This is a genomic window from Serratia sp. BNK-4, from assembly GCF_048685115.1.
Lineage (GTDB): Bacteria > Pseudomonadota > Gammaproteobacteria > Enterobacterales > Enterobacteriaceae > Serratia > Serratia bockelmannii.
In genome coordinates this window covers 2,742,694-2,768,899 of sequence record NZ_JBLQTM010000001.1, presented here as the reverse complement: position 1 = coordinate 2,768,899, position 26,206 = coordinate 2,742,694, and the positions used below count along the sequence as shown (strand labels likewise).

The 26,206-nt window shown below is 59.2% G+C and carries 23 protein-coding genes; 13 read left to right on the top strand and 10 right to left on the bottom strand.

What is annotated here, in order from left to right; all coding sequences use genetic code 11:
* Nucleotides 1–11 precede the first annotated feature (11 nt).
* From fliI to fliF, 4 genes are read right to left on the bottom strand one after another with little or no spacing between them, the layout of a single operon-like run.
* Nucleotides 12–1,373, bottom strand: coding sequence for a flagellar protein export ATPase FliI (fliI, locus tag ACMGGW_RS13325; RefSeq protein WP_004934781.1), 1,362 nt, complete (start codon nt 1,371–1,373; stop codon nt 12–14).
* Complete coding sequence (gene fliH / locus ACMGGW_RS13320; RefSeq protein WP_025303250.1) at nt 1,373–2,077, bottom strand: flagellar assembly protein FliH; 705 nt, start codon at nt 2,075–2,077, stop codon at nt 1,373–1,375. The genes fliI and fliH overlap by 1 nt, the downstream gene beginning before the upstream one ends.
* Nucleotides 2,070–3,062, bottom strand: coding sequence for a flagellar motor switch protein FliG (gene fliG, locus ACMGGW_RS13315; protein WP_025303249.1), 993 nt, complete (start codon nt 3,060–3,062; stop codon nt 2,070–2,072). Before fliG ends, fliH begins: the two co-directional genes overlap by 8 nt.
* Nucleotides 3,059–4,759, bottom strand: coding sequence for a flagellar basal-body MS-ring/collar protein FliF (gene fliF / locus ACMGGW_RS13310; RefSeq protein WP_025303248.1), 1,701 nt, complete (start codon nt 4,757–4,759; stop codon nt 3,059–3,061). The genes fliG and fliF overlap by 4 nt, the downstream gene beginning before the upstream one ends.
* A 315-nt stretch (nt 4,760–5,074) precedes the next feature.
* Here fliF and fliE point away from each other — a divergent pair, with 315 nt between their 5' ends.
* Together fliE and ACMGGW_RS13300 are read left to right on the top strand one after the other, a co-directional pair.
* On the top strand, nt 5,075–5,389 hold the full coding sequence (fliE, locus tag ACMGGW_RS13305; RefSeq protein ID WP_025159836.1) for a flagellar hook-basal body complex protein FliE: 315 nt from the start codon (nt 5,075–5,077) through the stop codon (nt 5,387–5,389).
* Nucleotides 5,390–5,469: 80 nt separating this feature from the next.
* Nucleotides 5,470–5,670: a hypothetical protein gene (locus ACMGGW_RS13300; RefSeq protein ID WP_197832283.1), complete on the top strand. Its 201-nt coding sequence runs from the start codon at nt 5,470–5,472 to the stop codon at nt 5,668–5,670.
* 173 nt (nt 5,671–5,843) lie between these two features.
* Here ACMGGW_RS13300 and ACMGGW_RS13295 read toward each other — a convergent pair whose 3' ends face one another.
* The gene (locus ACMGGW_RS13295; protein WP_197770702.1) at nt 5,844–6,443 is read right to left on the bottom strand and encodes an FMN-dependent NADH-azoreductase; all 600 of its coding nucleotides are present in this window, start codon (nt 6,441–6,443) and stop codon (nt 5,844–5,846) included.
* Nucleotides 6,444–6,571: 128 nt separating this feature from the next.
* Between ACMGGW_RS13295 and ACMGGW_RS13290 the strand changes: the two genes are divergently transcribed.
* Nucleotides 6,572–7,501 (top strand): LysR family transcriptional regulator, encoded by a 930-nt coding sequence (locus tag ACMGGW_RS13290; RefSeq protein ID WP_025303245.1) that lies wholly within the window; start codon nt 6,572–6,574, stop codon nt 7,499–7,501.
* Between the two features lie 479 nt (nt 7,502–7,980).
* Here ACMGGW_RS13290 and ACMGGW_RS13285 read toward each other — a convergent pair whose 3' ends face one another.
* The 4 genes from ACMGGW_RS13285 to fliD all read right to left on the bottom strand — a co-directional run bounded on the left by ACMGGW_RS13285 (nt 7,981) and on the right by fliD (nt 11,355).
* Entirely contained in the window at nt 7,981–8,841 is an 861-nt protein-coding gene (locus ACMGGW_RS13285) for a helix-turn-helix transcriptional regulator (protein ID WP_025303244.1), read from the bottom strand.
* Between the two features lie 308 nt (nt 8,842–9,149).
* Entirely contained in the window at nt 9,150–9,518 is a 369-nt protein-coding gene (gene fliT / locus ACMGGW_RS13280) for a flagella biosynthesis regulatory protein FliT (RefSeq protein WP_004934765.1), read from the bottom strand.
* Nucleotides 9,518–9,928: a flagellar export chaperone FliS gene (fliS, locus tag ACMGGW_RS13275; protein ID WP_025303243.1), complete on the bottom strand. Its 411-nt coding sequence runs from the start codon at nt 9,926–9,928 to the stop codon at nt 9,518–9,520. The genes fliT and fliS overlap by 1 nt, the downstream gene beginning before the upstream one ends.
* Before the next feature lie 26 nt (nt 9,929–9,954).
* Nucleotides 9,955–11,355 (bottom strand): flagellar filament capping protein FliD, encoded by a 1,401-nt coding sequence (fliD, locus tag ACMGGW_RS13270; RefSeq protein WP_142590279.1) that lies wholly within the window; start codon nt 11,353–11,355, stop codon nt 9,955–9,957.
* A gap of 281 nt (nt 11,356–11,636) precedes the next feature.
* On the opposite strand from fliD, the gene ACMGGW_RS13265 reads away from it, so the two are divergent.
* The 7 genes from ACMGGW_RS13265 (at nt 11,637) to tcyN (ending at nt 17,595) form a co-directional block, all read left to right on the top strand.
* Nucleotides 11,637–12,674, top strand: coding sequence for a flagellin FliC (locus tag ACMGGW_RS13265; RefSeq protein WP_025303241.1), 1,038 nt, complete (start codon nt 11,637–11,639; stop codon nt 12,672–12,674).
* A 182-nt stretch (nt 12,675–12,856) separates the two neighbouring features.
* Nucleotides 12,857–13,579, top strand: coding sequence for an RNA polymerase sigma factor FliA (locus ACMGGW_RS13260; RefSeq protein WP_197832282.1), 723 nt, complete (start codon nt 12,857–12,859; stop codon nt 13,577–13,579).
* A gap of 55 nt (nt 13,580–13,634) precedes the next feature.
* Nucleotides 13,635–14,144, top strand: a complete 510-nt coding sequence (fliZ, locus tag ACMGGW_RS13255; RefSeq protein WP_197832281.1) for a flagella biosynthesis regulatory protein FliZ — start codon at nt 13,635–13,637, stop codon at nt 14,142–14,144.
* A gap of 124 nt (nt 14,145–14,268) precedes the next feature.
* Nucleotides 14,269–15,261 (top strand): D-cysteine desulfhydrase, encoded by a 993-nt coding sequence (locus tag ACMGGW_RS13250; protein WP_025303239.1) that lies wholly within the window; start codon nt 14,269–14,271, stop codon nt 15,259–15,261.
* Between the two features lie 115 nt (nt 15,262–15,376).
* A complete protein-coding gene (gene tcyJ / locus ACMGGW_RS13245; RefSeq protein WP_025303238.1) occupies nt 15,377–16,177 on the top strand; it encodes a cystine ABC transporter substrate-binding protein in 801 nt (266 codons plus the stop codon).
* Entirely contained in the window at nt 16,177–16,839 is a 663-nt protein-coding gene (gene tcyL, locus ACMGGW_RS13240; RefSeq protein WP_025303237.1) for a cystine ABC transporter permease, read from the top strand. Before tcyJ ends, tcyL begins: the two co-directional genes overlap by 1 nt.
* 3 nt (nt 16,840–16,842) lie before the next feature.
* The gene (tcyN, locus tag ACMGGW_RS13235) at nt 16,843–17,595 is read left to right on the top strand and encodes an L-cystine ABC transporter ATP-binding protein TcyN (protein ID WP_025303236.1); all 753 of its coding nucleotides are present in this window, start codon (nt 16,843–16,845) and stop codon (nt 17,593–17,595) included.
* 325 nt (nt 17,596–17,920) lie between these two features.
* On the opposite strand, the gene putA is transcribed toward tcyN, so the two are convergent.
* Nucleotides 17,921–21,892: a trifunctional transcriptional regulator/proline dehydrogenase/L-glutamate gamma-semialdehyde dehydrogenase gene (putA, locus tag ACMGGW_RS13230; protein WP_197812481.1), complete on the bottom strand. Its 3,972-nt coding sequence runs from the start codon at nt 21,890–21,892 to the stop codon at nt 17,921–17,923.
* A gap of 571 nt (nt 21,893–22,463) precedes the next feature.
* On the opposite strand from putA, the gene putP reads away from it, so the two are divergent.
* The 3 genes from putP to efeO all read left to right on the top strand — a co-directional run bounded on the left by putP (nt 22,464) and on the right by efeO (nt 26,196).
* Nucleotides 22,464–23,948 (top strand): sodium/proline symporter PutP, encoded by a 1,485-nt coding sequence (gene putP / locus ACMGGW_RS13225; protein ID WP_025303234.1) that lies wholly within the window; start codon nt 22,464–22,466, stop codon nt 23,946–23,948.
* A 245-nt stretch (nt 23,949–24,193) separates the two neighbouring features.
* Nucleotides 24,194–25,039: an iron uptake transporter permease EfeU gene (gene efeU / locus ACMGGW_RS13220; protein ID WP_049204115.1), complete on the top strand. Its 846-nt coding sequence runs from the start codon at nt 24,194–24,196 to the stop codon at nt 25,037–25,039.
* Nucleotides 25,040–25,059: 20 nt separating this feature from the next.
* Nucleotides 25,060–26,196, top strand: coding sequence for an iron uptake system protein EfeO (gene efeO, locus ACMGGW_RS13215; RefSeq protein WP_043138585.1), 1,137 nt, complete (start codon nt 25,060–25,062; stop codon nt 26,194–26,196).
* Nucleotides 26,197–26,206 lie beyond the last annotated feature (10 nt).

The window sequence follows — 26,206 nt, the reverse complement described above, 5'->3', positions numbered from 1 at the left end:
CTCTGGTGACGTTAAACAATCAACTGCTGCAGCTGTTGACAGGCTTCATCGTAGCCGCTGCGTTCAAAGATGCCCTGTTGCAGGTACGCTTCCATCTGCGGGTACAGCGTCATCGCTTTGTCCAGCAACGGATCGCTGCCGGCCGCGTAGGCGCCGACGCTGATCAGATCGCGGTTGCGCTGATAGCTGGCCAGCATCTGCTTGAAGGTGCGTACCCGGCGATAATGCTCTTCGTCGATCAGCGACGTCATGGCGCGGCTGATTGACGCTTCGATGTCGATAGCCGGGTAATGGCCGGCTTCCGCCAGGCGCCGGGACAGCACCACGTGGCCGTCGAGGATGGCGCGCGCCGAGTCGGCGATCGGGTCTTGCTGATCGTCCCCTTCGGTCAATACGGTGTAGAAGGCGGTAATGGAACCGCCGCCGCTGATGCCGTTACCCGCGCGTTCCACCAGCGCAGGCAGTTTGGCGAAGACCGAAGGCGGATAGCCTTTGGTCGCCGGCGGTTCGCCGATGGCCAGGGCGATCTCACGCTGCGCCATGGCGTAGCGGGTAAGGGAGTCCATGATCAGCAACACGTGCTGCCCGCGATCGCGGAAATCTTCGGCGATGCGGGTGGCGTAGGCCGCCCCCTGCATGCGCAGCAACGGCGATACGTCCGCCGGCGCAGCGATCACCACCGAGCGCGCCCGGCCTTCGGCACCGAGAATGTTCTCGATAAAGTCTTTGACCTCGCGGCCGCGCTCGCCGATCAGGCCAACGACGATCACATCCGCCTGGGTATAACGGGCCATCATGCCGAGCAACACGCTCTTGCCGACGCCGGAGCCGGCGAACAGGCCCATGCGCTGGCCGCGACCGACGGTCAGCAGACCGTTGATGGTGCGCACCCCCACGTCCAGCACCTGCTCGATCGGCGTGCGCTGCAAGGGGTTGAACGGCGCGGTGATCAGCGGCGCGCGGTAACCGGTTTCCGGTGAAGGCAGGCCGTCGAGCGGTTTGGCGCTGCCGTCCAGCACCCGTCCCAACAGGGCTGGGCCGAGCGGCAGCTGTTTGCCGGCGCTTTGGCCTTCCGGCGCGATGCGGGCGTAAACCCGCGCGCCCGGCACGATGCCTTCGACTTCTTCCAGCGGCATCAGGAACAGCCGCTGGCCGTTGAAGCCGACCACTTCGCTTTCCACTTCCTGCACTTCACCGGCGTCGTGCCGTTCGATGAGGCAGGTCGCGCCGAGCGGCAGCTGCAGGCCGGTAGCCTCCAGCACCAGCCCGGTCGCGCGGGTCAGGCGGCCGTAGCGGCGCACCGTCGGCGCGCGGGCGATGCGTTTTTCCAGCGTATCCAGAGAACTCAGCCAGCGGCCGAGACGCGCGGTCATCAGACTTCTCCCGGTGCCGCCAGGCGGCACAGTTCATGCCAGCGCGTCGCCAGGCTGGCGTCGAGATCGCCTTCCTCTGCGCTGACTTTGCAGCCGCCCGGATGCAGTTCGCCGTCCGCCAACAGGCGCCAGCCGTGCAGGCTGAGGGTAACCCCCAACTGTTGCTCGACGCGGGGGTAGTCGTCCGGGTGGACCCGCAGCTGCGGCTTGCCGTTGAACATCGGCTCCTGCTGGATCAGCTGTTGGATCTGCGCGAGCAGGGCGGTGCCGTCGCACACCGGCGGCTGGCCCAGCACCTGTTTGGCGGCGGTCAACGCCAGCTGCATCAACCGTGAAGCGATCACGCTGTCGAGCGCGTCCAGCGTGTGCTGGAATTCGGTAACCAACTGCTGCCAGTGGGCGGTCAGCGGCTGTTGCTGCTGCTGCGCTTCCAGCAGCCCTTGCTGACGGCCTTCTTCCAGACCGGACTGAAAACCGGCTTCATAGCCTTTTTGCTGGCCGTCGGCATAGCCCAACTGCTGGCCCTGTTGCTCAGCCTGCAGCCGCAGCGTCGCCAGCTGCTGTTGCAATTCGGCCTGCGCGTCCGGCGACGGATCGCTTTGTTCGAGATCCGGCAGCGGCGGCAGGTCGAACGCCGGTTTCTGTTCGCCCAAATCGTTGAGCGACCAGGGCTGCCAGGGCAGGGTGTTAATGCGATCAGACATAGGTGTCCTCGCCGCCGCCAATGATCATTTCGCCGGTTTCCGCCAGGCGTCTTACCACCAACAGGATGGCTTTCTGCTCGTTCTCCACCTGCGACATGCGCACCGGCCCACGGTTGGCCAGATCGTCGCGCAGGATGTCGGCGGCGCGTTGCGACATGTTCTTGAGGAACTTCTCGCGCAGCGGTTGTTCGGCGCCTTTCAACGCGATCAGCAGCGACTCGCCTTCCACTTCCTGCAGCAGGCGCTGGATGCTGCGATCGTCGACTTCCACCAGGTTTTCGAACAGGAACATCTCGTCGATGATCTTCTGCGCCAGCTCGCCGTCGTATTCGCGCATCGCGTCGATGACCGCTTCTTCCTGCTGGGTTTTCATCAGGTTGATGATCTCGGCGGCGGTGCGCACCCCGCCCATTTTGCTGCGCTTGAGGTTCTGGCCGTCGAGCAGGTTGTTCAGCACTTCGGTCAGCTCCGCCAACGCCGCCGGCTGCACGCCGCCGAAGGTGGCGATACGCAGCATCACGTCGTTGCGCAGACGTTCGTCGAACAGGGCCAGGATATCCGCCGCCTGGCCGCGTTTGAGGTGCACCAGAATAGTGGCGATGATCTGCGGGTGTTCGTCGCGGATCAGATCGGCAGCGCTCTGCGGCTCCATAAAGTTGAGCGTTTCCATGCCGGTGGTGGTCTCGCGCGATTCGAGAATGTCTTCCAGCAGGCTGGCGGCGCGCTCTTCGCCCAGGGCCTTGACCAGCACCGAGCGCAGATAGTCGCTGGCGTTGACGCTCAGCGCCGCGTATTGCTCGGCGTCGTCTTCAAACTCGGTCAGTACTTCGCCGAGCTGTTTGTGCGAAACCTGGCTCATGCCGGCCATGGTGCCGCTCAGCAGCTGTACTTCGCGCGAGGAGAGGTGCTTGAACACCTCCGCCGCGCGATCTTCACCCAGCGTCATCAGCAAGATGGCGCTTTTGTCGGTTCCGGTCAGGCTCATATCTCGTTACTCATCCATTGGCGGATTACCAGAGCGACCACGCGTGGGTCTTTATCAGCCAGATCGCGGATCCGCTGGCTCTGGACTTCTGCGCTGACGCGCTGCTGCGATTTACGACGCTGCGCCAGCTCCTCGTTGCTCGGTTTGCCGCTGTCGGCCGGTTTGGCGGCAGGGGCATTGGCGGCGGCGATGGCGGCCTGTTGCGCCGCCTGGCGCTGTTGCAGCTGTGGCCGCACCAGTTTGCGCCACAGCAGCCAGGCCACCAGCAGCACCAGCAGATAGCGGCCCGCGTCGATCAGGCGATCGATAAACGACTGGCTTTGCCAGAACGGCAGTTCGCCACCGGTCACCTGACTGTCGGTAAACGGCGTGTTGACCACGTTCAGGGTATCGCCACGGCTGCTGGAGTAGCCCATCGCTTCACGCACCAGCGCTTCGATCTGCGCCAACTGCTCTTTGCTCATTGGCTGCGGTTTGCCGTCTTTATCTACGCCGAGGTAGTTGACTACCACGGCGACCGACAGGCGCTGCACGGTGCCGGCCTTTTGCTGGGTGTGGCGAATGGTGCGGTCGAGTTCGTAGTTGGTAGTCGCGTCGCGACGGGTGTTTTGCGGTACGCCGTTGGCCGCCGCGCTGCGGGTGGTTGCGGCGTTTTGCGCGGTGGCATTGGCATTGTTGCCTGCGGCGTTGGCCGGCTTGACGGTCTCAATCGGCGCGGTGGCCGGTGCGCTTGGCTGATTGGACAGCGCGCCTGGCACGCCGCCCACCTGTGGCCCGCCGATCTGCTCGCTCAGGCTGGTTTGCTGAGAGCGAATAGCGGCTTTGTCAGGCTGTTGGTTAGGTTGGTACTGTTCATCGGTTTGCTCGCGCGTGGCGAAGTCGATCTGCGCCGTGACCTGCGCGCGCACGTTGGCGCTGCCGACCACCGGGGCGAGGATCGCCTCGATGCGGCGCTGGAAGCCGTTTTCCACTTCGTTGGCGTATTTCAGCTGCGAGGCGTTGAGATCGCGCCCGGTGCCGTCGGACTGCGTCAGCAGGCGGCCAGCCTGGTCGACCACGGTCACGTTGCCCGGCGGCAGGCCGGCGACGCTGCTCGACACCATATAAACGATGGCGTTGATCTGGCCGTCGTCCAGCGCACGGCCGGGTTGCAGGGTCAGCGTCACCGACGCGGAAGGGGATTTCTGTTCGCGTACGAACAGCGAAGGTTTCGGCAACGCCAGGTGAACGCGGGCGTTTTGCACCGGCCCCAGCGACTCGATGGTGCGCGACAGCTCGCCTTCAAGGGCGCGCTGATAGTTGATCTGCTCGCTGAACTGGCTGATGCCGAATTTTTCCTGATCCAGCAGTTCGAAACCGACGGCGCCGCCTTTCGGCAGCCCTTGCTGCGCGAGGCGCAGACGGGTTTCATGCACTTTTTCCGCCGGGATCAGCAGCGCTGCGCCATTTTCGGCAAAGCGATAAGGGATATTCATCTGCGTCAGCTGGGTGACGATGGCGCCGCCGTCGCGGTCGTTCAGATTGCTGTACAGCACGCGGTAGTCGGGGCTTTTCACCCACAACAGCAGCGCGACGACGATCGCGATCGCGGCGGAAGCGGCGACCAGCAACGGAATTTTCGGGTTGGCGCGCAGACGATTCCAGATGGCTTGCAGGCCGTTGTCGCGGCTTTCGCCGGCGGTTATCGAAGCACTCATTTTAGGTCTCGTCCTTCAATGGCGCTCACGATCCCGTATGGGCCGCTGAGCAGCTCCCTGCCAGGCTGATGAACGGTATGGTTAGCGTTGTGTGACAAAACAGACTCCCTGATACACATATCTTCTAAATAGCGGCGCTCCCATTTCTGGGCAGGCCATTATTCGCCTTATCAGACGATTCCGATTGCCCGATAAACCGGGTTTTTTGCAGTTAATTAACCGCTTTAGGTCTCAAAACGCTGTGCTAGGGTGTGCATCATTGGAGAAGTGCAGGGTGAAAACGTCACCCGGCGAGACGAGATGATTGAGGATCAGATGGCGATTCAGGGCATTGAAGGGGTACTGCAGCAGATGCAGACCATGGCGGTTCAGGCCGGCAAGATGGGGCAGAATGCGGCGCCGCAGGGCGTCAGCTTCGCCAGCGAACTGACCGCGGCGCTCGGCAAGATCAGCGAGACCCAGCAAACGGCGCGCAAACAGGCGCAGGATTTCGAACTGGGCGTGCCGGGCATCAGCCTGAACGATGTGATGGTCGATCTGCAGAAATCGTCGGTGTCTTTACAGCTGGGCGTACAGGTGCGCAACAAGCTGGTGGCGGCCTACCAGGATATTATGAATATGCCGGTGTGATGAACGTGCCGATCATTTTTCAGTGAAATTTGGGTCGGCGCTGTTACCCTATAGCGACGGTCATTTATCGGGATAGGATGATGTACAAATCGCTGTATCTTGCTCTGGGTATCATGGCGTTGTCTGGATGCGCCGGGCAAAACGATGACTATTCATCGGCACAAAAAAATGCGGCTCATCAGGACGCCGGCAAAGAATGGAAAGCGTTTGTCGCGCCACTGTCGGTGAAAACGCAGTCGCCCGGCGAGCGAGAAATGAAACGCGTTGCCCGGCAATACTGAAGTCACGACTTCAGCCAATAGGCAAAAAAAACCAGCTATCGAAATAGCTGGCTGAAGGTGCGATAAAACATTTATGTATGTGATGTAGGAGCGTCGACGCCCGCTCGAAATGGTGCCGACGTGGTTATCATATTTGTTATGTTATAACAAATCAATGCTGCTGTGCGTTTGCTTCAGCCTGCCAATTCTGCGATCCGCTCGCGGGCGTTCGCCAACCCCTGAGCGAGGCCGTGCGGTTTCATATCCAGCCCTTCGGCATAGATAAACTGCACGTCGCCGATCCCCATCAGCCCCATCACCGAGCGCAGGTACGGCGTCACGGCGTCAGTCGGCTGGCCGGCGTGTATGCCGCCGCGTGAACTGAATACCAGCGCATTGACGCCTTCTACCAGCCCCACTGGGTAAGTGGCGGTATAGTTGAACGTCACCCGGGCGCGGGCCACCAGATCGAACCAGTTTTTCAGCTGGGTTGGAACGTTGAGGTTATACATCGGCGCGCCGATCAGCAGCAGATCGCTCCCTTTCAGTTCGGCAATCAGCCGGTCGGAGAGCGCTACCGTCGCTTTGGCGCGTGGGCTGATGTTTTCTGCGCCTCGCAGCGCATCGAACAGCTCGCCGTCCAATGCCGGCAGATCCAAGGCCGCCAAATCGTGTTCGACGATCTGATCTTCATATCCTTTGGCCCGACGCGCCGCCAGATAGTGGTCAATCAGGTTATTGGTCTGCGAGTCGTTTCCCATAATGCTGGATTTGAGTACCAGTATTTTTTTCATGCTGTTGTCCTCTGACGGTAATCTGTGGTTTTCACCGGGACTCCGGAATGACTGCAGGTTACCATTGCCTGATGCTCACCAGTGGTGATAGGTTTTCACTTAATTGATTCCAATTTGGAAGCAGTAAAATGAAAAGCGATCTCAGCGCACTGCCGGCGTTTGTTGCCGTAGCGGAAGGCGGCAGTTTTGCCGCCGCCGCAGAAAAACTGCATCTGACACGTTCTGCGGTCAGCAAAATCGTGTCGCGTCTGGAGGCGCGGCTCGGCGTGATGTTGTTTATGCGCACGACGCGCAGCCTGAGCCTGACGGATGAAGGGGCGTTGTACTACGAGCACTGCCGGCAGGCGTTGGCGAACGTTCAGGCGGCGGAAAACCAGTTGGACAGTGGCAAGATGCAGGTCCGAGGCCGGCTCAGGATCTCGATGCCGGTGTTGTTCGGCCATCTGTGCATTGCACCCTTGATGACGGCACTGGCGAATGAGCATCCCTTACTGACGCTGGAAATTTCGTTCAACGACCGCAGGATCGATCTGATCGATGAGGGGTTCGATCTGGCGGTTCGCATCGGCGAACTGGCGGACAGCGGCAGTTTGGTTGCCCGGCGCTTGGGCGAACACGGCATGCTGCTGTGCGCCTCGCCCGACTACCTGCGGCGCAGTGGTGAACCGAGCACGCTGGACGCGTTAAGCCAACACCAGGCGGTGGGGTATCTGCACGCCGGCGCCGTGTTGCCCTGGCAACTTCGCGGCGAAAACGGTGAGCTGCAGTCGTTCAGGCCACCGGCCAAGATGATGATGGATGACATGCAGGGGATCGTCGATGCCGTTTCCGCCGGAGCCGGTATTGCCTGGCTGCCGGAGTGGCTGGTACGCGAGCGGCTGATGGCAGGGACGCTGGTGGAAATCATGCGCGGTGGATCCAGCCTCAGTTTTCCGGTGAATGCCGTGTGGCCCTATATGCCTTACCAGCCGCTCAAGGTGCGGCTGGCGGTGGAAAAACTGGTGGCGGAGCTACCGGGGAAATTGGCGCTTGTGGCACCACCGGTATTGCCGTGCTAATGGCCGGTGTCGCAACCGACAAGGAATGGGCGCTAATCTACCGAATAGAGGGGCGAAAACGGTGCTGTCAGGCTTATTGAATACGCAGGTGACCGTTTATTATAGCCTGATTAGTAGGGTTATTATTCGAGGCAGGTCAATGAGCACGAAAAGCGAATCCAGATGGCGTCTGATCAGTATTTTAATGCTGACGGTACTTGCCGTATTAATTGGCGTTCTGGTTAAACTGGACTGAAGTCTGACCAGGCGATAAAAAGCCTGGCCGTTTTATTGTGCGGCAAGTAAACGCATCATGTCTTCTTCATACAACAATACCAACAGCCACAGCCCCAACAACGTGATTGCTAGAGAAAATAATCGCTTTTCATTACGCATCATTTATTTCGCTCTTCGGCGGATGAACGTTGCGTAGCGTATCTCGGCGGTGTGACAATCGTTAGGGATCTGTGTCAAATAAAGCCATTTTGTTACGCGTCTATTTAGGTTTCTCCGGCGACCAGCGACTCAATGCCTTGAGAGCCGGGTTCCATAATCCTTTGATGACCGCGAATAGCGGTAGGGGCGAAACCGAAACGTTTGCGAAAACGTTCGGCGAAACGTGATGCGCTTTCATAGCCGACATGTTGCGCAATGGCGGAGATCGGCCAGTCGGTCGACTGCAGCAGGGCCAGCGCGCTACTCATGCGCACGTCGATCATCAGATTACGCAATGCGGTATTTTCCATCGACAGTTTGCGGCGCAGCATCACTTCACTCATCGACAGGCTTTCCGCCACTTTGGCCGCCGTCCAAATGCTGTGCGGATCGGTTGCCAGGCAGCGACGCACGCGTTGGGTGAGGTCTTTGGCTTCGTTGTGGATGAAGCGAATGCCGAACTGGGCCAGCCACAGCAGAATTTCCAGCATTTTGTGCCGCACGATGATGGTGGGAAACCGCTGCCGGAGCGCCAGCGCCAGGCTGGTCGTCTCAAAACTGTGCTTCAGGGCGCAGGGCAGGTTGCGCAGCGCCAGGACGGCATCGAACGGCATTGGCGTCGGCGCTTCCTCAGCCGGAGGCTGAATCGTGAGCAGCCGTGGATCGCAGGTCAGCAACTGGCAGCTGAAAACACCTTCTGCGGATGGGCCATTAATAATATCCACCGTTTGCCCCCCGTCGATAATCAACAGCTCGCCGGCATGAGCCACCACCTCGTGTTGTTGCCAGCGTACGCGCTTATGGCCTTGTTGTATCAGATACAGATGTGGTTGCTCAAAATAGACTGAAGGGAATAATAATTCAGTATGCTGAATGATGTGCGCTGAGGCGCCAATTCCTGGACAGAGATTAATTGTACGTTCCATCGATATTCATTTCGCAGCCATTATCTGAGAATATCTTTACGCTTTGATCCGCGTTGGAGCAACATTTTTCCATGGGCCGTGAAACACAGCGGCGTGTTTTATCTATCAAAAATCAATTTCCTGCTGAACAGAAAACGTCCGTGTCGGGATAATGTTTATCCATTAAAGTGAGAGCCAGGCTCGAAGCGCGCATTTTACCAATTACCCATAAACTGAATAATTCAAATGCCATAGATTAATATCCTAACGTAACCCGAGAGTAATAGCGCATAGTGCTATTTAATCCATTTTCGTCAGTATTGTCGATCTTATCGGACCTGTGGTTCCCCCAGCAACAGCGCACGATCATGAAACTGGCCGTAGGTATTGTTGACCACGTTCTGGCGCGTGGACTGTTCGATCAGCATCTTCAGCTCATCCATCCGCTGCTGTAACAGACGTTTGAGCTCGGTTTCGTTGTCGAGGATCTGTTGCAGCTTATTGCGCAGCATCTCCTGCAAGGCCATTGACGGGCCGGCTTGCCCGGTGAAGGCGGCGGTTTTTTCCACCGCCGTCACGTAAGCGAATTCGAGCTCGACGAGCTCCTCCCAGCGCCCGGTTTGCGCCAGCGCGATCATCTGGCTGCTCAGGCTATAAATTTGTTGATAAGCGGCTAACAGCTGCTGTTGACGTTCCATTACATGGCGTCCTGCGAAGGTTGGTAGTTAGGGCCAATCTGGCGCCAGGCGTCGGCGATGTTTTCCAGCAGTTTGACCACTTCGGCGATCGCCGCTTCGTCGTTGTGCAGGTTGGCCTGCATCAGCCGACGCTTCATATAGTCGTACAACGCCGCCAGGTTTTCGGCGATCTCGCCGCCCTGCTGAGGGTCGAGGCCGCTTTTCAGACCGTTGTCGATGATATTGATGGCTTTGGACAGCGCCATACCTTTGCCGGCGATATCGCCCTGGTTCATCAGGATGCGTGCGCGAAGCAGGGCGCTGAGCGCCCCGTCGAACAACATCACGATTAACTGGTGCGGGCTGGCGCTCATGGCGCCGCTTTCCAGACTGACCTGCGCATAGGCCTGAGTGCCGCTACGGTTATACATGCTGTTTTCTTTACCTTGTTAAAGGGTTACTTGAACTGTTGAGCCAAATAGTTACTGGTGCCGTTCATTTTCGACATCATGGTATCCAGCTGAACGAACTGTTGTTTATAACGATCGATGGTGTTCTGAATGCTGGCGGTGACCGTGGTGATCTGGCTGTTCAGGCGATCGAGGTTGGTGTTGATGCTTTTGGTCGAGTTCTCGATGATGCCGCCGGATTTGATGTAGCTTTGGATCTGGTTGTGGATCTCGGTGGCCATGCCGGTGTCTTTGCCGTTGCCGACGAAGAAGTTGCTGACCTGATCCGGCTTCTCATCCATCGCTTTCTTCAGCTTGGCGCTGTCGATTTCCAACTTGCCGGTTTTGGTGTTGGTGGAAATGCCGAGGTTGCCCAGGCCTTTCAACTCCGGGTTGTCCTGGGCTGCACTCAGGGCGCTTTTGATCGACGACTGAACGCCGCGCAGGGTGTTGTCGCCCAGCAGCGGACCGTTGCTGGGGTTTGGCGCTTCGCCGGTTTTCACCGGGGTGAACTTGGACAACGCGTTGAAGGTATCCAGCAATGAGTTATAGCTGTCGACCCACTCTTTGATTTTGTCGGTGGTGCCGGCGGTGTTGGTGCTGATCACCAGGTGCTGCGGTTCATCGGTTTTGGTTTTGGTTTTCAAATCGATGGTGACGCCCTGCAGGGCATCGCTGATCGAGTTGGTGCTGCGTTTGATGGCCGTGCCGTTCACCATCAGCTCCGCATCCTGCGGCGCGACCGTCTGCTTCATGGCGGTGGAGGTGCCACGCGTGGCGTTGTAGTTCAGGATATCGCCCAGCTTATCGTCGTTATCGACCTGGAGGGAAATCTTGTTGTTTTCACCGGTGGTGGAGGAGCTGATCGCCAACTGGTAGTCGTTGTCGCCGACGCGCATGATGCTGGCGGTGACGCCGGCCTTGGCGCCGTTGATGGCGTCGCGCAGCTCAACCAGCGAAGTTTGATCGTCGCTGAGCGGGATTTTGGTTTCTTTCGGCGGGTTGCCGGCGGTGATGGTCAGCGAGCGGTCGGTGGCGCCTTCGGTACCTAATTTAGCGCCTTGGTCGCTGACTTTCGCCTGAGTGGTCAGAGTTTGCGCCTGCGCCAGGTTCTTGACTTCCACCACGTAGTTGCCCGGCACCGCCTTGGCGTTGGTGGTGATTTTAAAGGCGTCGTGTTCGGTGGCGGTAGTCGCCTTGAAGAAATCCTCCTTCGCCATCTCTTTGCTGAGGTTGTCGAATTTTTCCAGCGCGCCTTTCAACGTGCCGTAACCGGTCAACTGGGCGTTATAGCTGGATTGCTTGGTGGTGTAAGGGGTCAGACGCTGTTGTTCCGCTTTGGTCAGCTTATCCAGCAAGCCGTTGAGGTCGAGTCCTGAGCCGAGACCTAATGAACTGATCGTTGCCATGAGTAATTCTCCTTGATGATGACTTTATTCGCTTTACGCGTTATCGGCCCAGTGATGAAAAAGTTTACCGATAAAAGCAAAAAACCGATGGCGCAATAGAGGAGGGAAAAACCGCGTTATTTCTGCCATTGCCGCAGACGCAAAAAATTTTAAAAAATTGCTAAAGGTTGTTAGGGGAGGGCCGATACCTGAGGGGACGGTGGTTGACGCCGTGGGCAAACAAGCCCGAACCTTTTAACCGTGTTGCGAAGAACGCAACTGACTCGTAAGGAAAGCAAACAATGGCACAAGTAATCAACACTAACAGCCTGTCGCTGATGGCGCAGAACAACCTGAACAAATCTCAGTCTTCTCTGGGCACTGCGATTGAGCGTCTGTCTTCCGGTCTGCGTATCAACAGCGCGAAAGACGATGCTGCGGGTCAGGCGATCTCCAACCGTTTCACCGCGAACATCAAAGGCCTGACTCAGGCTTCTCGCAACGCCAACGACGGTATCTCTCTGGCGCAGACCACTGAAGGCGCACTGAACGAAGTTAACGACAACCTGCAGAACATCCGTCGTCTGACCGTACAGGCGCAGAACGGTTCCAACTCCACCAGCGACCTGAACTCTATCCAGGACGAAATCACTCAGCGCCTGAAAGAGATCAACCGTATCTCCGAACAAACTGACTTCAACGGCGTGAAAGTGCTGAGCAGCGATCAGAAACTGACCATTCAGGTTGGCGCTAACGACGGTGAAACCATCGATATCGACCTGAAAAAAATCGACGCTAAGCAACTGGGCCTGGAAAAATTTGATGTAACTGCAAAACCAGTAGCTATCGCTGACGGCGCTACAATCAATAACGGTACTAAAGACATCACTTACGATTCTAAAACATCGGGTCTGAAAGATGGCGAAGCTTTAGTAACTGCCAAAGATAAAGACGGCAAGGAAGCTTTCTATGTCCAAACCACCGCTTCAGATGGTGCTAAAACTTATAAAGCCGCAACCATCGCTGATGATGGTAAAGTGACTGCTGGTGCAGATGCCGATCTGAAACAAACGCCACTGGACACTCTGGACAAAGCGCTGGCACAGGTTGACGGCCTGCGTTCTTCTCTGGGTGCGGTACAGAACCGTTTCGATTCTGTTATCAACAACCTGAACAGCACCGTGAACAACCTGTCCGCTTCTCAGTCCCGTATCCAGGATGCTGACTACGCGACCGAAGTGTCCAACATGAGCCGTGCCAACATCCTGCAACAGGCTGGCACCTCTGTTCTGGCACAGGCTAACCAGTCTACTCAGAACGTTCTGTCCCTGCTGCGTTAATCGTCTCTCCCGATTAACTGTCGCAAAGAAACCCCGCTTAGGCGGGGTTTTTTTATGCTCGCGCACCGCGCGGTTATTACATGGCGCAAATAAAGCCTGTTTTGTGCGACTGTTCAGCCGATTGGCATTTCGCCCCCTACGCATAATAGCGCTGACTCTCTTATCCGCAGGTTTAAGACATAGTGAGCGATCTGTATACCGCCGAAGGCGTGATGGACAAAAATTCTCTCTGGCTGCGCTACGTGCCGTTAGTGCGCCACGAGGCGTTGCGCCTGCAGGTTAGGCTGCCCGCCAGCGTGGAGCTTGACGACCTGCTGCAGGCCGGGGGAATCGGGCTATTGAACGCCGTTGAGCGTTATGACGCCCTACAGGGAACCGCCTTTACCACCTATGCGGTGCAGCGCATTCGCGGCGCGATGCTCGACGAGCTGCGCAGCCGCGACTGGGTGCCGCGCAGCGTGCGGCGCCATGCGCGCGAGGTCGCGCAGGTGATGCGGCAACTGGAACAGCGTTACGGCCGCCCGGCGAGCGAGACGGAAGTGGCGCAGACGCTGAATATCTCGCTGGATGAGTACCGTCAAATTCTGTTGGACACCAATAACAGCCAGCTTTTCTCCTACGACGAATGGCGCGAGGAGCATGGCGAAAACGCGGAACCGGTGCTGGAAGGGCATGAAGAGGCCAACCCGCTGCATCACCTGTTGGAAGGCAGCCTGCGCCAGCGGGTGATCGACGCCATCGAGGCGTTGCCGGAGCGCGAAAAAATGGTGCTGACGCTGTATTACCAGGAAGAGTTGAATCTCAAAGAGATCGGCGCCGTGCTGGACGTCGGGGAATCCCGCGTCAGCCAACTGCACAGTCAGGCGATCAAACGGCTGCGTGCGCGGCTGGCGAACGATACCTGACGGCGGCCCGCCGCCCCTCAACTTGATGACCCATGCGACAACCGGACTGCCCCTTATGCAAGGAATACTGTTAAAGAAACGGCCGCTTAGCCGTTACCTGAAAGACTACAAGCACAGCCAGACCCATTGCTCCCAGTGCGGCAAACTGTTGGACCGCATGGCGCTGGTGTTTCGCGGCAAGATTATCAATAAAGAAGCCATCGCGCGCATGGATCAGCCGATCGACGATGCGGTCTGGCAAAACGTGCAGCACGAGCTGACCGCGCTGTGCCGCTTTTGCAGCGAGATCTCCTGTAACAGCCACCCGAGCTATTTCGACATCATGGCGTTCAAGCAGTATCTGTTCGAACAGACCGAGATGAGCCACAGCACCATCCGCGAGTATGTGGTGCGGCTGCGCCGGCTGGACGAAATGCTGGTGGCGCGCAACTATCCGGCGGATAAATTCGCCAGCAGCGCCAGCCATCAGCGCATTATCGACGATCTGCCTACCGCGGCGCACAACAACTACCGCATTGCGCTGCGCAAATACGATCAGTATCTCGCCTGGCAGCGCAGCTACTGAGATTTTCCCCGGCCGCTGGGCCGGGGTCTGCGGATCCCCCCGTGATAAAGGATGATTATTCAGTTCACATCTGCTAAATCTATCGGTTATCAGATGTTGATATTCGATTCCCTGGGGGGAAGTAGTGAACCTGCAACAACAACTGGCGCAATTTCCGCGTCTGGATCTGGTTGGCACCGCCACACCGCTCGAAAAGCTGTCCCGTCTCTCCGATTACCTCGGCCGCGAAATCTACCTTAAACGTGACGATGTCACTCCTATGGCCATGGGCGGCAACAAGCTGAGAAAGCTCGAGTTTCTGGCCGCCGATGCGCTGAGGCAAGGCGCCGATACGCTGGTCACCGCCGGCGCCATTCAATCCAACCACGTGCGCCAGACGGCGGCGGTGGCGGCGAAGCTGGGCCTGCACTGCGTCGCGCTGCTGGAAAACCCTATCGACACCCGCGCGGAAAACTATCTGACCAACGGCAACCGCCTGTTGCTCGGCCTGTTCAACGCCGAGGTGGTGATGTGCGAAGCGCTGCACGATCCGCAGCAACAGCTGGCTGAACTGGCGACGCGCCTTGAGGCGCAGGGGTTCCGGCCTTACGTGGTGCCGGTGGGCGGTTCCAATGCGCTGGGCGCGCTGGGATATGTGCAGTGCGCATTGGAAATCGCCGAACAGAGCCAACGCAGCAACGTGGCGTTCAGTTCTGTGGTGGTGGCGTCCGGCAGCGCCGGCACTCACGCCGGGCTGGCGGTGGGGTTGCAACAGCTGCTGCCGGAAACCGAGTTGATCGGCGTGACGGTCTCGCGCACCGTGATCGATCAACTGCCGAAGGTGGAGCAGATCCAGAAAGCCCTGGCTTGTTCGCTGAATATCGACGAGCTGGCGCCGATCGCGCTGTGGGACGATTATTTCGCGCCGCAGTACGGCATGCCGAACGAAGAGGGCATGGCGGCGGTTCAGCTGCTGGCGCAGCAAGAGGGCGTGTTGCTGGATCCGGTATACACCGGCAAAGCGATGGCCGGTTTGATCGACGGCATCGCCCAGCGGCGCTTCCGCGATGAGGGCCCTATTCTGTTCGTTCACACCGGTGGTGCGCCGGCGCTGTTCGCCTACCATCCGCAGGTGTAAAAACCGCTTGTTATTCCATTTTGAACTATATTTATAAAGTTATATTCCTTTATGCGGGCGGTCGCACTGTTAAAGTGCTGATATCAAAAAAGATAAATAACACACAGGGGTGTTTATGATGTTTGCGAAAGTTCGTCGTCAATGGTTGTTGGGCGTGGTGGGTATTGCGTTGGCCGCCGGTGTGACGACTCAAACCTACGCCGCTGATAACCTGCTGCAGCAGGTGAAACAGCGCGGCACGCTGATCGTCGGGCTGGAAGGCACCTATCCGCCGTTCAGCTTCCAGGGTGAAGACGGCAAGTTGACCGGTTTTGAAGTGGATTTCGCCAACGCGCTGGCGGAACATCTGGGCGTGAAAGCCAAGCTGAACCCGACCAAGTGGGACGGCATGCTGGCGTCGTTGGACTCGAAACGTATCGATGTGGTTATCAACCAGGTGACGCTCTCCGATGAGCGCAAGAAGAAATATGACTTCTCCACTCCGTATACCGTTTCCGGTATTCAGGCGCTGGTGAAAAAGGGCAACGAAGGCACCATCACCAAGCCGGAAGACCTGAAGGGCAAGAAGGTCGGCGTTGGCCTGGGCACCAACTATGAGCAATGGCTGCGCGAGAACGTGCAGGGCGTAGACGTGCGCACCTACGACGACGATCCGACCAAGTATCAGGATCTGCGCGTTGGCCGCATCAACGCCATTCTGGTGGATCGCCTGGCGGCGCTGGATCTGGTGAAGAAAACCGGCGATACGCTGGCGGTAGCCGGCCCGGCGTTCTCTCGCCAGGAATCCGGCGTGGCGCTGCGCAAGAACAACCCAGAGCTGCTGGCCGCGATTGACCAGGCGATCGCCGAGATGCAAAAAGACGGCACGCTGGCGAAGATCTCCGAGAAATGGTTTGGCGCGGACGTAACTAAATAATGCACGAAAGTATTCAACTGGCGCTGGATTCAGCGCCATTTTTATTGAAGGGCGCAATACTGACGCTTCAGCTCAGCCTGGGCGGTATGGCGCTAGGCTTGTTGCTCGGTTTTCTGCTGGCGCTGATGCGCCTTTCGCCGCTGTGGCCGCTGTCGTGGCTGTCGCGTATTTACGTGTCGCTGTTCCGCGGCACGCCGTTGATTGCCCAGCTGTTTATGATCTATTACGGTCTGCCGCAGTTCGGCATCGAATTCGACCCTTTCCCGGCGGCGCTGATTGGCCTGTCGCTCAATACCGCCGCCTACACCTCGGAAACGCTGCGCGCGGCGATTTCGTCGATCGATAAAGGGCAGTGGGAAGCCGCCGCCAGCATCGGCATGACCCGTTGGCAAACCCTGCGCCGGGTGATCCTGCCGCAGGCGGCGCGCACCGCCTTGCCGCCGCTGGGCAACAGCTTTATCGGCCTGGTGAAGGACACCTCGCTGGCCGCCACCATTCAGGTGCCGGAACTGTTCCGCCAGGCGCAGCTGATCACCTCGCGCACGCTGGAAGTGTTCACCATGTACCTGGCGGCATCGCTGATTTACTGGGTGATGGCGACCCTGCTTTCCGCACTGCAAAACCGTCTGGAAGCCCACGTTAATCGCCAGGATCAGGAGTAACGCATGAGTGCCATTGAAGTTAAGCAATTGACCAAGCAGTTCAAGGGTCAGACGGTGCTGCATGGGATCGATCTGGCGGTGGACGCCGGTGAAGTGGTGGCGATCATCGGGCCGAGCGGTTCGGGGAAAACCACCTTGTTGCGCTGCATCAATCTGCTGGAGGAGCCGGATTCCGGCACTATTCGCGTCGGCGATATTCAGATCGACGGCAGCAAGCCGCTGAGCAAACAGAAAAATCAGGTGCGCGCGCTGCGTCAGCAGGTCGGTTTCGTGTTCCAGAACTTCAACCTGTTTCCGCACCGTTCGGTGCTGGAAAACATCATCGAAGGGCCGGTTATCGTTAAAGGCGAGGCGAAAGCCAGCGCTGAACAGCGCGCCCGCGCATTGCTGGCCAAAGTGGGCCTGAGCGGCAAAGAGGCGGCTTATCCGCGTCGGCTGTCCGGCGGGCAGCAGCAGCGGGTGGCGATCGCGCGCGCGCTGGCGATGCAGCCGGAGGTGATTTTGTTCGACGAGCCGACGTCGGCGCTCGATCCCGAGCTGGTGGGGGAAGTGCTCAATACCATGCGCTCACTGGCGGAAGAGAAACGCACCATGGTGATCGTCACCCATGAGATGAGCTTCGCCCGCGACGTGGCCGACCGGGTTATCTTTATGGATCACGGCCGCATTGTTGAACAGGGCCCGGCCAAAGCGCTGTTCGCCAATCCGCAGCATCAGCGCACCCAGCAATTCCTTGACAAGTTCCGGAATCAATAAGGCGTCGGGGGCGTTTCCCCCGACCGCATTCACTCCGCTTTCAACCATTCGTTTCGCGCGGCGGCGGCGAGAAATCCGCTGCGACTGCCGTATTCCGAATATTGCCGATCCCGAAAGTCAATGCGTCTCGTAGCGCTCTGACGCGGCTTTCAAACAGAATAATCCGTCTATGTTGTTATCGTCCAAGAGCGACGCCCCACCCTGTAAGGATAATAAGGCGCTAACGGCTGATCCGCCTGCGGGCAATAAAAAACCCTGCACGAGTGCAGGGTTTGCGTAGCGGTGAGCCAATCAGGCGGCCATGCATGGCCGCCTTGGCGATGCGTTAACCGATGGTCATCAGGCTGGCGTTACCGCCGGCGGCGGCGGTGTTGACGCTCAGCGAACGTTCGATCAGCAGGCGTTCCAACAGGATGTTGGTTTCACCGTGGGCGAAGCCCTGCACCGAAACGATGGCGCCGCCGCGCTGCGCGATCTGCTCGCACAGGGTGCGCAGCTGGTCGGCATCGCCGTGGTAGATGGCGGCGTCGAACTCGACCTTATCCTGCTGCCAGTCTTTGCTGAAGGCGATGCGCGCCTGCACATCGTTCGGCAAGCGGCGGAACAGATTGCGCTGCAGTTCCGCTTCCGGCCACAGCACGCAGCTGCCAACCGCCAGCACGGCGGCCAGTTGGGTCAGCGCGTCGGTTTCGTTATCCGCCAGGCACAGCACGCGTTCACGCGGCAACAGGGCATAGGTATTGCGCTCGCCGGTTGGGCCCGGCAGCGGGCGTACGGTGCCGCCCTGGCCCAGTTCCGCATAGCGCTGCGCCAATGCCGCCAGTTCGCCGTGTTGGCTGGTGACCGCCCATTTCTCCAGCGATTGCAGCGCACCCAGCAGCTGCGGCCGTGCGGTGGCTTCCATCGGGCGCTCTTCGTCCTGACGGTGCAGCGTACGTTGCAGCGCGTCGTCCGGGCGGTTGGCCAGCAGACGGTACAGGTACAGCGGACCGCCGGCTTTCGGGCCGGTGCCTGACAGGCCTTCGCCGCCGAACGGCTGCACGCCGACCACTGCGCCGACCATGTTGCGGTTGACGTACAGGTTGCCGACCTTGGCACGTTCGGTCACCCGGGCGATGGTTTCATCGATACGGGTGTGAATGCCCAGCGTCAGGCCATAACCGGCGGCGTTGATCTGATCGACCAGCGCGTCCAGATTGTTGCGCTGGAAGCGCACCACGTGCAACACCGGGCCGAAGATCTCTTTCTGCAGCTCGTCGAAGCTGTCGAGCTCGATCAGCGTCGGCTTGATGAAGGTGCCGCGCGCCCACTCTTTCTCATCCTGCGCGCTGCCTTTGGCGGCCTGGTACACCTTGCGGCCTTTGGCACGCATCGCTTGGATGTGGCGTTCGATGCCGGTTTTGGCTTCGGCGTCGATCACCGGGCCCACGTCGGTCGACAGGCGCTCCGGATTGCCCATGCGGCATTCGGCCATCGCGCCGCGCAGCATTTGCAGCGTGTGCTCGGCCACGTCTTCCTGAATGCACAGGATTCGCAGCGCGGAGCAGCGTTGGCCGGCGCTGTCGAAGGCGGAGGCCACTACGTCAGTCACCACCTGTTCGGTCAGGGCGGAGGAGTCGACGATCATGGCGTTCAGGCCGCCGGTTTCGGCGATCAGCGGCGTCGGACGGCCTTGAGGATCCAGACGGCCGGCGATGCTGCGCTGCAGAATGCCGGCGACGTCGGTGGAGCCGGTAAACATCACGCCGCGGACGCGGGCGTCGTTAACCAGCGTCGAGCCGACGGTTTCACCCTGGCCCGGCAGCAGCTGCAGCACGCCTTGCGGAATGCCGGCTTCCAGCAGGATACGCACCGCCTGCGCGGCCACCAGCGGCGTTTGCTCGGCCGGTTTGGCCAGCACGCTGTTGCCCGCCGCCAGCGCGGCGGCGATTTGGCCGGTGAAGATCGCCAGCGGGAAGTTCCACGGGCTGATGCAGACCACCGGGCCCAGCGGGCGGTGGCTGTCGTTGGCGAAGTCGTCGCGCACCTGGCCGGCGTAGTAGTGCAGGAAGTCGACCGCTTCGCGCACTTCGGCGATGGCGTTGTTGAAGGTTTTACCCGCTTCACGCACCAGAATGCCCAGCAGGCTTTGCAGCTGGCTTTCCATCAGTTCGGCGGCGCGTTCGAGGATCGCGGCGCGCTCCGTCGGCGGCGTAGCGAACCAGATTGGGCCGGCGGCCGCGGCGGCGTCGAGCGCACGGCTGACTTCGCCTTCGGTGGCTTCACGCACGTAGCCGACCACATCGCCTGGCTCTGCCGGGTTGATCACCGGCTGCTCGACGCCCTGATCCAACTCGGCATCGATGATAGGTTCCGCGCGCCATGGATGGCTGGCGCTGGTGAGCAGGGCGCTGGACAGCGAAGCCAAACGCTGTTCGTTGGACAGATCCAGGCCGCTGGAGTTGGTACGTTTCTCGCCATACAGCTCGCGCGGCAGCGGAATGCGCGGATGCGGCAGACCAATCTGGCCTTCGCTGGCCGCCAGCGCTTCCACGGCGCTGACCGGATCGGCCACCAGCTCGTCGAGCGGCAGGGTGGCGTCGGCGATGCGGTTGACGAACGAGGTGTTGGCGCCGTTTTCCAGCAGGCGGCGCACCAGGTAAGCCAGCAGCGTTTCATGGGTGCCGACCGGTGCATAGATGCGGCAAGGGCGGTTCAGTTTGCCGTCGGCCACTTTGCCCACTACCTGTTCGTACAACGGTTCACCCATGCCGTGCAGGCATTGGAACTCATACTGGCCAGGGTAGTAGTTATTGCCGGCCAGGTGATAAATGGCGCTCAGCGTATGGGCGTTGTGGGTCGCGAACTGCGGATAAATCAGGTTCGGCACCGACAGCAGCTTGCGGGCGCAGGCCAGGTAGGATACGTCGGTGTACACCTTGCGGGTGTAAACCGGATAACCTTCCAGGCCATCCATTTGGGCGCGTTTGATTTCGCTGTCCCAGTAAGCGCCTTTCACCAGACGGATCATCAGGCGACGGCGGCTGCGCTGTGCCATGTCGATCACCGCGTCGATGGCGAACGGGCAACGTTTTTGGTAGGCCTGGATCACGAAGCCGATGCCGTTCCAGCCGGCCAACTGCGGCTCGAAGCACAGTTTCTCCAGCAGATCGAGCGAGATTTCCAGGCGGTCGGCCTCTTCGGCGTCGATGTTGATGCCGATATCATACTGGCGTGCCTGCAGGGTCAGCGACAGCAGGCGCGGGTAAAGCTCTTCCATCACGCGTTCGTACTGCGCGCGGCTGTAGCGCGGGTGCAGGGCGGACAATTTGATGGAGATGCCGGGACCTTCATAGATGCCGCGGCCGTTGGAGGCTTTGCCGATGGCGTGGATCGCCTGCTGGTAGGAAACCAGGTAGGCCTGGGCGTCGGCCTCGGTCAGGGCGGCTTCGCCCAGCATGTCGTAGGAGTAGCGGAAACCTTTTTCTTCCAGCTTGCGCGCGTTGGCCAGCGCCTCGGCGATGGTTTCGCCGGTCACGAACTGTTCGCCCATCAGGCGCATCGCCATGTCCACGCCTTTGCGGATCAGCGGCTCGCCGCTCTTGCCGATAATGCGGTTCAGCGAGCGGGACAGATTGGCTTCGTTATGGGTCGACACCAGCTTGCCGGTGAACAGCAGGCCCCAGGTGGCGGCGTTGACGAACAGCGACGGGCTGCGCCCGAGGTGCGAATGCCAGTTGCCGTTGCTGATCTTGTCGCGGATCAGGGCATCGCGGGTCGGTTTGTCCGGAATGCGCAGCAGCGCTTCCGCCAGGCACATCAGCGCTACGCCTTCCTGCGAGGAGAGGGAGAACTCTTGCAGCAGGCCTTGCACCATGCCGGCGCGGCCGTTTGCACTTTTTTGGTTACGCAACTTCTCGGCGATGCCGTAGGCCATTTTGTGAGTAGCCTGAGCAAGATCGGCAGGTAATCGCGCCTGTTCGAGCAACATCGGCACCGCTTCGGTCTCCGGGCGACGATAGGCGGCGGTGATGGCGGCGCGGGTCACCGATTGCGGCAGAATTTGTTCGGCGAAATCGAGGAATGGCTGGTGTGACTCTTCCTGCGCTTGCGGCATAATGTCGTCCGCTTCAGGCTGGCCCACAGCGGCCAGCGCTGGAATTTCAGGAATATCGGTACCGCTCTCGAGACGCTCGAGGTAATTAAAGATGGCCTGCTTGATGAGCCAGTGCGGCGTGCGATCGATGCGCTGCGCGGCGCTCTTGATCCGGTCGCGTGTTGCCTCGTCGAGTTTCACGCCCATTGTGGTAGTGCCCATGCCTATCCAACTCCTGTGTTTAGAACCTATCCCATCAGGCTAGACAAACAGCAGGCTGGAAAGCCTGTTGGGATAGGTTCGTGTGATGTGTGGTGTCAAGAATGCAGACAATATCCTGCATGTTGCAACTTTGTGCAACCTTGTTAAATCAGGCGGATGAACGAAGTGTGAGTTTCATCGATTTTTTAACACAGGCAGTTGGCACGAATGTTGCGTTATTGAGCGAACGCGGCGGGGTTTATTACGCCGTAGGCGCTTTACCTTGCGGTATATGAGGGTAATAGCAGGGTGCAACTCATTTTGTTTGTCGTGAGTGCAACCTTTGAGCCCGGTAAATGTGACGCAGGGTAAACTTTGTGTAACTTTGTTGTTAAATATCTTGTTGGTTGATGAAAGGCTCATCTAGGATAACCGACGGTCAACAATTACGGGCAGAAACTATTTTACCTGCACTTGCTCGCAGGCTGCGCCACGTTCCGGCGCGGCGGCCAGTGAAATGCATTGCGCGTGGGTTTACCGGCGCCGGCTTGGCCGGAGCGAAACGCGAATAATAATGAAAGTGGAGAATTAAATGACAATGAGCACACCTATGCTGGTGACCTTCCTGGTGTACATTTTCGGGATGGTGCTGATCGGCCTGCTTGCCTACCGGGCAACCAACAACTTTGATGACTATATTCTCGGCGGTCGCAGTTTGGGCAGCGTGGTGACCGCGCTGTCCGCCGGCGCTTCCGACATGAGCGGCTGGTTGCTGATGGGCCTGCCGGGCGCCATCTTCCTCTCCGGCATCTCCGAAAGCTGGATCGCCATCGGCCTGACCATTGGCGCTTACCTGAACTGGAAGCTGGTGGCAGGAAGGCTGCGCGTACATACCGAAGCCAACAACAACGCCCTGACGCTGCCGGACTATTTCACCAGCCGCTTTGAAGACAACAGCAAGTTGCTGCGGGTGATCTCGGCCATCGTCATCCTGGTGTTCTTCACCATTTACTGCGCCTCCGGCATCGTGGCCGGCGCGCGCCTGTTCGAAAGCACCTTCGGCATGAGCTACGAAACCGCCCTGTGGGCCGGCGCCGCGGCGACCATCCTCTATACCTTCATCGGCGGTTTCCTGGCGGTGAGCTGGACCGACACCGTGCAGGCCAGCCTGATGATTTTCGCGCTGATCCTGACCCCGGTGATCGTGATCTTCGCCGTTGGCGGCATCGATACCTCGATGCTGGTGATCCAGGCACAGAACCCGGCCAACCTTGACATGCTGAAGGGGCTGAACTTCGTCGCCATCCTGTCGCTGCTGGGTTGGGGCCTGGGCTACTTCGGCCAGCCGCATATCCTGGCGCGTTTCATGGCGGCGGATTCTCACCGCACCATCCGCAGCGCGCGTCGCATCAGCATGACCTGGATGATCCTGTGCCTGGCCGGCACCATCGCCGTCGGTTTCTTCGGCATTGCTTACTTCGCCAATAACCCGGATCAAGCCGGTAACGTGTCGCAGAACGGCGAACGCGTGTTCATTGAACTGGCGATGTTGTTGTTCAACCCATGGGTGGCGGGCGTGCTGCTGTCGGCGATTCTGGCGGCGGTCATGAGTACCCTGAGCTGCCAGCTGCTGGTGTGCTCTAGTGCGATCACTGAAGACCTGTACAAGGCATTTCTGCGCAAAGGCGCCAGCCAGCGTGAGCTGGTATGGGTCGGCCGCGTGATGGTGCTGGTGGTGGCGTTGATCGCCATCGCGCTGGCGGCCAACCCGGAAAACCGCGTACTGGGCCTGGTGAGCTATGCCTGGGCCGGTTTCGGCGCCGCCTTTGGCCCGGTGGTGCTGATTTCGGTGATGTGGTCGCGCATGACCCGCAACGGCGCGCTGGCCGGGATGCTGGTCGGTGCGGTGACGGTGATCGTCTGGAAACAGTATGAATGGCTGGGCCTGTATGAAATCATCCCGGGCTTTATTCTGGGCTGTTTCGCCATCGTGGTTGTGAGCCTGATGGGCCGCCAACCTTCCGCCACCATGACCGAACGTTTCGATCAGGCGGAAGCCGAGTACAAAACGGTATAAAGCCGTTCGATGTCAGTCAGCAAGGGGCGCGCAGAGCGCCCCTTCTTTTTGCCTGTTCGCCACTGTCACTCAGCTGTAACACCTGGCGACATTTGATTAGAAAAAATCACGCTTGCGCCTCTTGTATTTCTTCTTGGCAGAATGATAATCACTCTCGTTGGTTTTTACGTTTCTTTACAGAGTTGCCGCCGCTCATTTTGAGTCAGTTTTCTCTGCCGCCGCGGTCTTTTCAGGGGTGTTTATTTATGTTTGTTCCCTTTCTTATCATGTTCCGCGAGGGGCTGGAGGCCGCGCTGATCGTCAGCCTGATCGCCAGCTACCTGAAACGCACGCAGCGCAGCCAATGGCTCGGTGCGGTGTGGATCGGCGTGATTGTCGCCGCGGCGCTGTGTCTGGCGCTCGGCATCTTCATCAATGAGACCACCGGCGAGTTCCCGCAAAAACAGCAGGAGCTGTTTGAAGGTATCGTGGCGGTGGTGGCGGTGCTGATCCTCACCTATATGGTGTTCTGGATGCGTAAGGTATCCAAATCGGTCAAGGTGCATCTGGAAGGGGCGATCGATCAGGCGCTTAACGCCGGTAAAGGGCAGGGTTGGGCGTTGGTGGCGATGGTGTTCTTCGCCGTAGCGCGTGAAGGGCTGGAGTCGGTGTTCTTCCTGTTGGCGGCGTTTCAGCAAGACGTGGGTGCCGCGGCGCCGATCGGTGCGGTGCTCGGCCTGGTGGCCGCCATCGTGCTGGGCATGATGATTTACTGGGGCGGGGTGAAGCTGCACCTGGCCAAATTCTTCAAATGGACCAGCCTGTTCATTCTGTTCGTCGCCGCCGGCCTGGCCGCCGGGGCGATCCGCGCCTTCCACGAAGCCGGTCTGTGGAACCATTTCCAGGACATCGCCTTCGATTTCAGCGGCACCCTGTCGACCCATTCGCTGTTCGGCACTCTGCTGGAAGGCATTCTCGGCTATCAGGAAGCCCCAACGGTCAGCGAAGTGGCGGTCTACTTCCTGTATCTGATCCCGGCGCTGATTTTCTTTTTCCTGCCGCAGCGCTCGGAGCCGGCAGCGGCCCCGGCGCAACGTAAAATCAATCATTAATGTTTAATAGGGAATCTCGTATGTCTACTCCGTTATTTCGCCGTAAGGCGTTGCACGCAGCATTACTGGCTATCCCGGCGTTTGCGCTGAGCATCGACGCCTTGGCGGCGGACGTGCCGCAGGTCAAGGTCACGGTCAACGACAAGCAGTGCGAACCAATGCAGCTGACGGTGCCGGCCGGCAAGACGCAGTTTGTGGTGCACAACACCAGCCAGAAAAACGTCGAATGGGAAATCCTGAAAGGGGTGATGGTGGTGGAAGAGCGCGAGAACATCGCGCCGGGTTTCACCCAGAAAATGACCGCCACGCTGGAAGCGGGCGAATATGACATGACCTGCGGGCTGCTGAGCAATCCGAAAGGCAAACTGATTGTCACTGCGGCGGCCAACGGCGCTACCGACGGCAAGCCGAGCGCGCTGGATCTGGTTGGCCCGATCGCCGAATACAAAGTCTACGTCACCAAAGAAGTCGATGGGCTGGTGAAACAGACCAAGCTGTTCACCGACGCGGTGAAGGCCGGTAACGTGGAGCAAGCGCGCAAGCTGTACGCGCCGACCCGCCAGCACTATGAGCGCATCGAGCCGATCGCCGAGCTGTTCTCCGATCTGGACGGCAGCATCGACGCCCGCGAAGACGACTACGAGAAGAAATCGGCGGACCCTAACTTCACCGGTTTCCACCGTCTGGAGAAGGCGCTGTTTGCCGACAACTCAACCAAAGACATGGGCGCCTACGCCGATCGCCTGTACCACGACACCGTCGAGCTGCAAAAGCGCGTGAGTGAACTGACCTTCCCGCCGAGCAAAGTGGTGGGCGGCGCAGCCGGGCTGATCGAAGAGGTGGCAGCCAGCAAGATCAGCGGTGAAGAAGACCGCTACAGCCGCACCGACCTGTGGGACTTCCAGGCCAACGTCGACGGCGCACAGAAGATAGTCAACCTGCTGCGTCCTTTGCTGGTCAAGGCCAATAAGCCGCTGCTGGACAAGATCGACGCCAACTTCAAAACCGTGGACACCATCTTGGCGAAGTACCAAACCAAAGACGGCTATGAGTCCTATGAGAAGCTGACCGATGCCGATCGCAATGCGTTGAAAGGGCCGATCACCACGCTGGCGGAAGATCTTTCCCAACTGCGCGGCGTGTTGGGTCTGGACTGAGGCATAAGGT

Bases quoted from the DNA above. Each gene is read 5' to 3' on its own strand.
- fliI (WP_004934781.1), bottom strand. From the start codon at position 1,373: ATGACCGCGCGTCTCGGCCGCTGGCTGAGTTCTCTGGATACGCTGGAA.
- fliH (WP_025303250.1), bottom strand. From the start codon at position 2,077: ATGTCTGATCGCATTAACACCCTGCCCTGGCAGCCCTGGTCGCTCAAC.
- fliG (WP_025303249.1), bottom strand. From the start codon at position 3,062: ATGAGCCTGACCGGAACCGACAAAAGCGCCATCTTGCTGATGACGCTG.
- fliF (WP_025303248.1), bottom strand. From the start codon at position 4,759: ATGAGTGCTTCGATAACCGCCGGCGAAAGCCGCGACAACGGCCTGCAA.
- fliE (WP_025159836.1), top strand. From the start codon at position 5,075: ATGGCGATTCAGGGCATTGAAGGGGTACTGCAGCAGATGCAGACCATG.
- ACMGGW_RS13300 (WP_197832283.1), top strand. From the start codon at position 5,470: ATGTACAAATCGCTGTATCTTGCTCTGGGTATCATGGCGTTGTCTGGA.
- ACMGGW_RS13295 (WP_197770702.1), bottom strand. From the start codon at position 6,443: ATGAAAAAAATACTGGTACTCAAATCCAGCATTATGGGAAACGACTCG.
- ACMGGW_RS13290 (WP_025303245.1), top strand. From the start codon at position 6,572: ATGAAAAGCGATCTCAGCGCACTGCCGGCGTTTGTTGCCGTAGCGGAA.
- ACMGGW_RS13285 (WP_025303244.1), bottom strand. From the start codon at position 8,841: ATGGAACGTACAATTAATCTCTGTCCAGGAATTGGCGCCTCAGCGCAC.
- fliT (WP_004934765.1), bottom strand. From the start codon at position 9,518: ATGGAACGTCAACAGCAGCTGTTAGCCGCTTATCAACAAATTTATAGC.
- fliS (WP_025303243.1), bottom strand. From the start codon at position 9,928: ATGTATAACCGTAGCGGCACTCAGGCCTATGCGCAGGTCAGTCTGGAA.
- fliD (WP_142590279.1), bottom strand. From the start codon at position 11,355: ATGGCAACGATCAGTTCATTAGGTCTCGGCTCAGGACTCGACCTCAAC.
- ACMGGW_RS13265 (WP_025303241.1), top strand. From the start codon at position 11,637: ATGGCACAAGTAATCAACACTAACAGCCTGTCGCTGATGGCGCAGAAC.
- fliZ (WP_197832281.1), top strand. From the start codon at position 13,635: ATGCAAGGAATACTGTTAAAGAAACGGCCGCTTAGCCGTTACCTGAAA.
- tcyJ (WP_025303238.1), top strand. From the start codon at position 15,377: ATGATGTTTGCGAAAGTTCGTCGTCAATGGTTGTTGGGCGTGGTGGGT.
- tcyL (WP_025303237.1), top strand. From the start codon at position 16,177: ATGCACGAAAGTATTCAACTGGCGCTGGATTCAGCGCCATTTTTATTG.
- tcyN (WP_025303236.1), top strand. From the start codon at position 16,843: ATGAGTGCCATTGAAGTTAAGCAATTGACCAAGCAGTTCAAGGGTCAG.
- putA (WP_197812481.1), bottom strand. From the start codon at position 21,892: ATGGGCACTACCACAATGGGCGTGAAACTCGACGAGGCAACACGCGAC.
- putP (WP_025303234.1), top strand. From the start codon at position 22,464: ATGACAATGAGCACACCTATGCTGGTGACCTTCCTGGTGTACATTTTC.
- efeU (WP_049204115.1), top strand. From the start codon at position 24,194: ATGTTTGTTCCCTTTCTTATCATGTTCCGCGAGGGGCTGGAGGCCGCG.
- efeO (WP_043138585.1), top strand. From the start codon at position 25,060: ATGTCTACTCCGTTATTTCGCCGTAAGGCGTTGCACGCAGCATTACTG.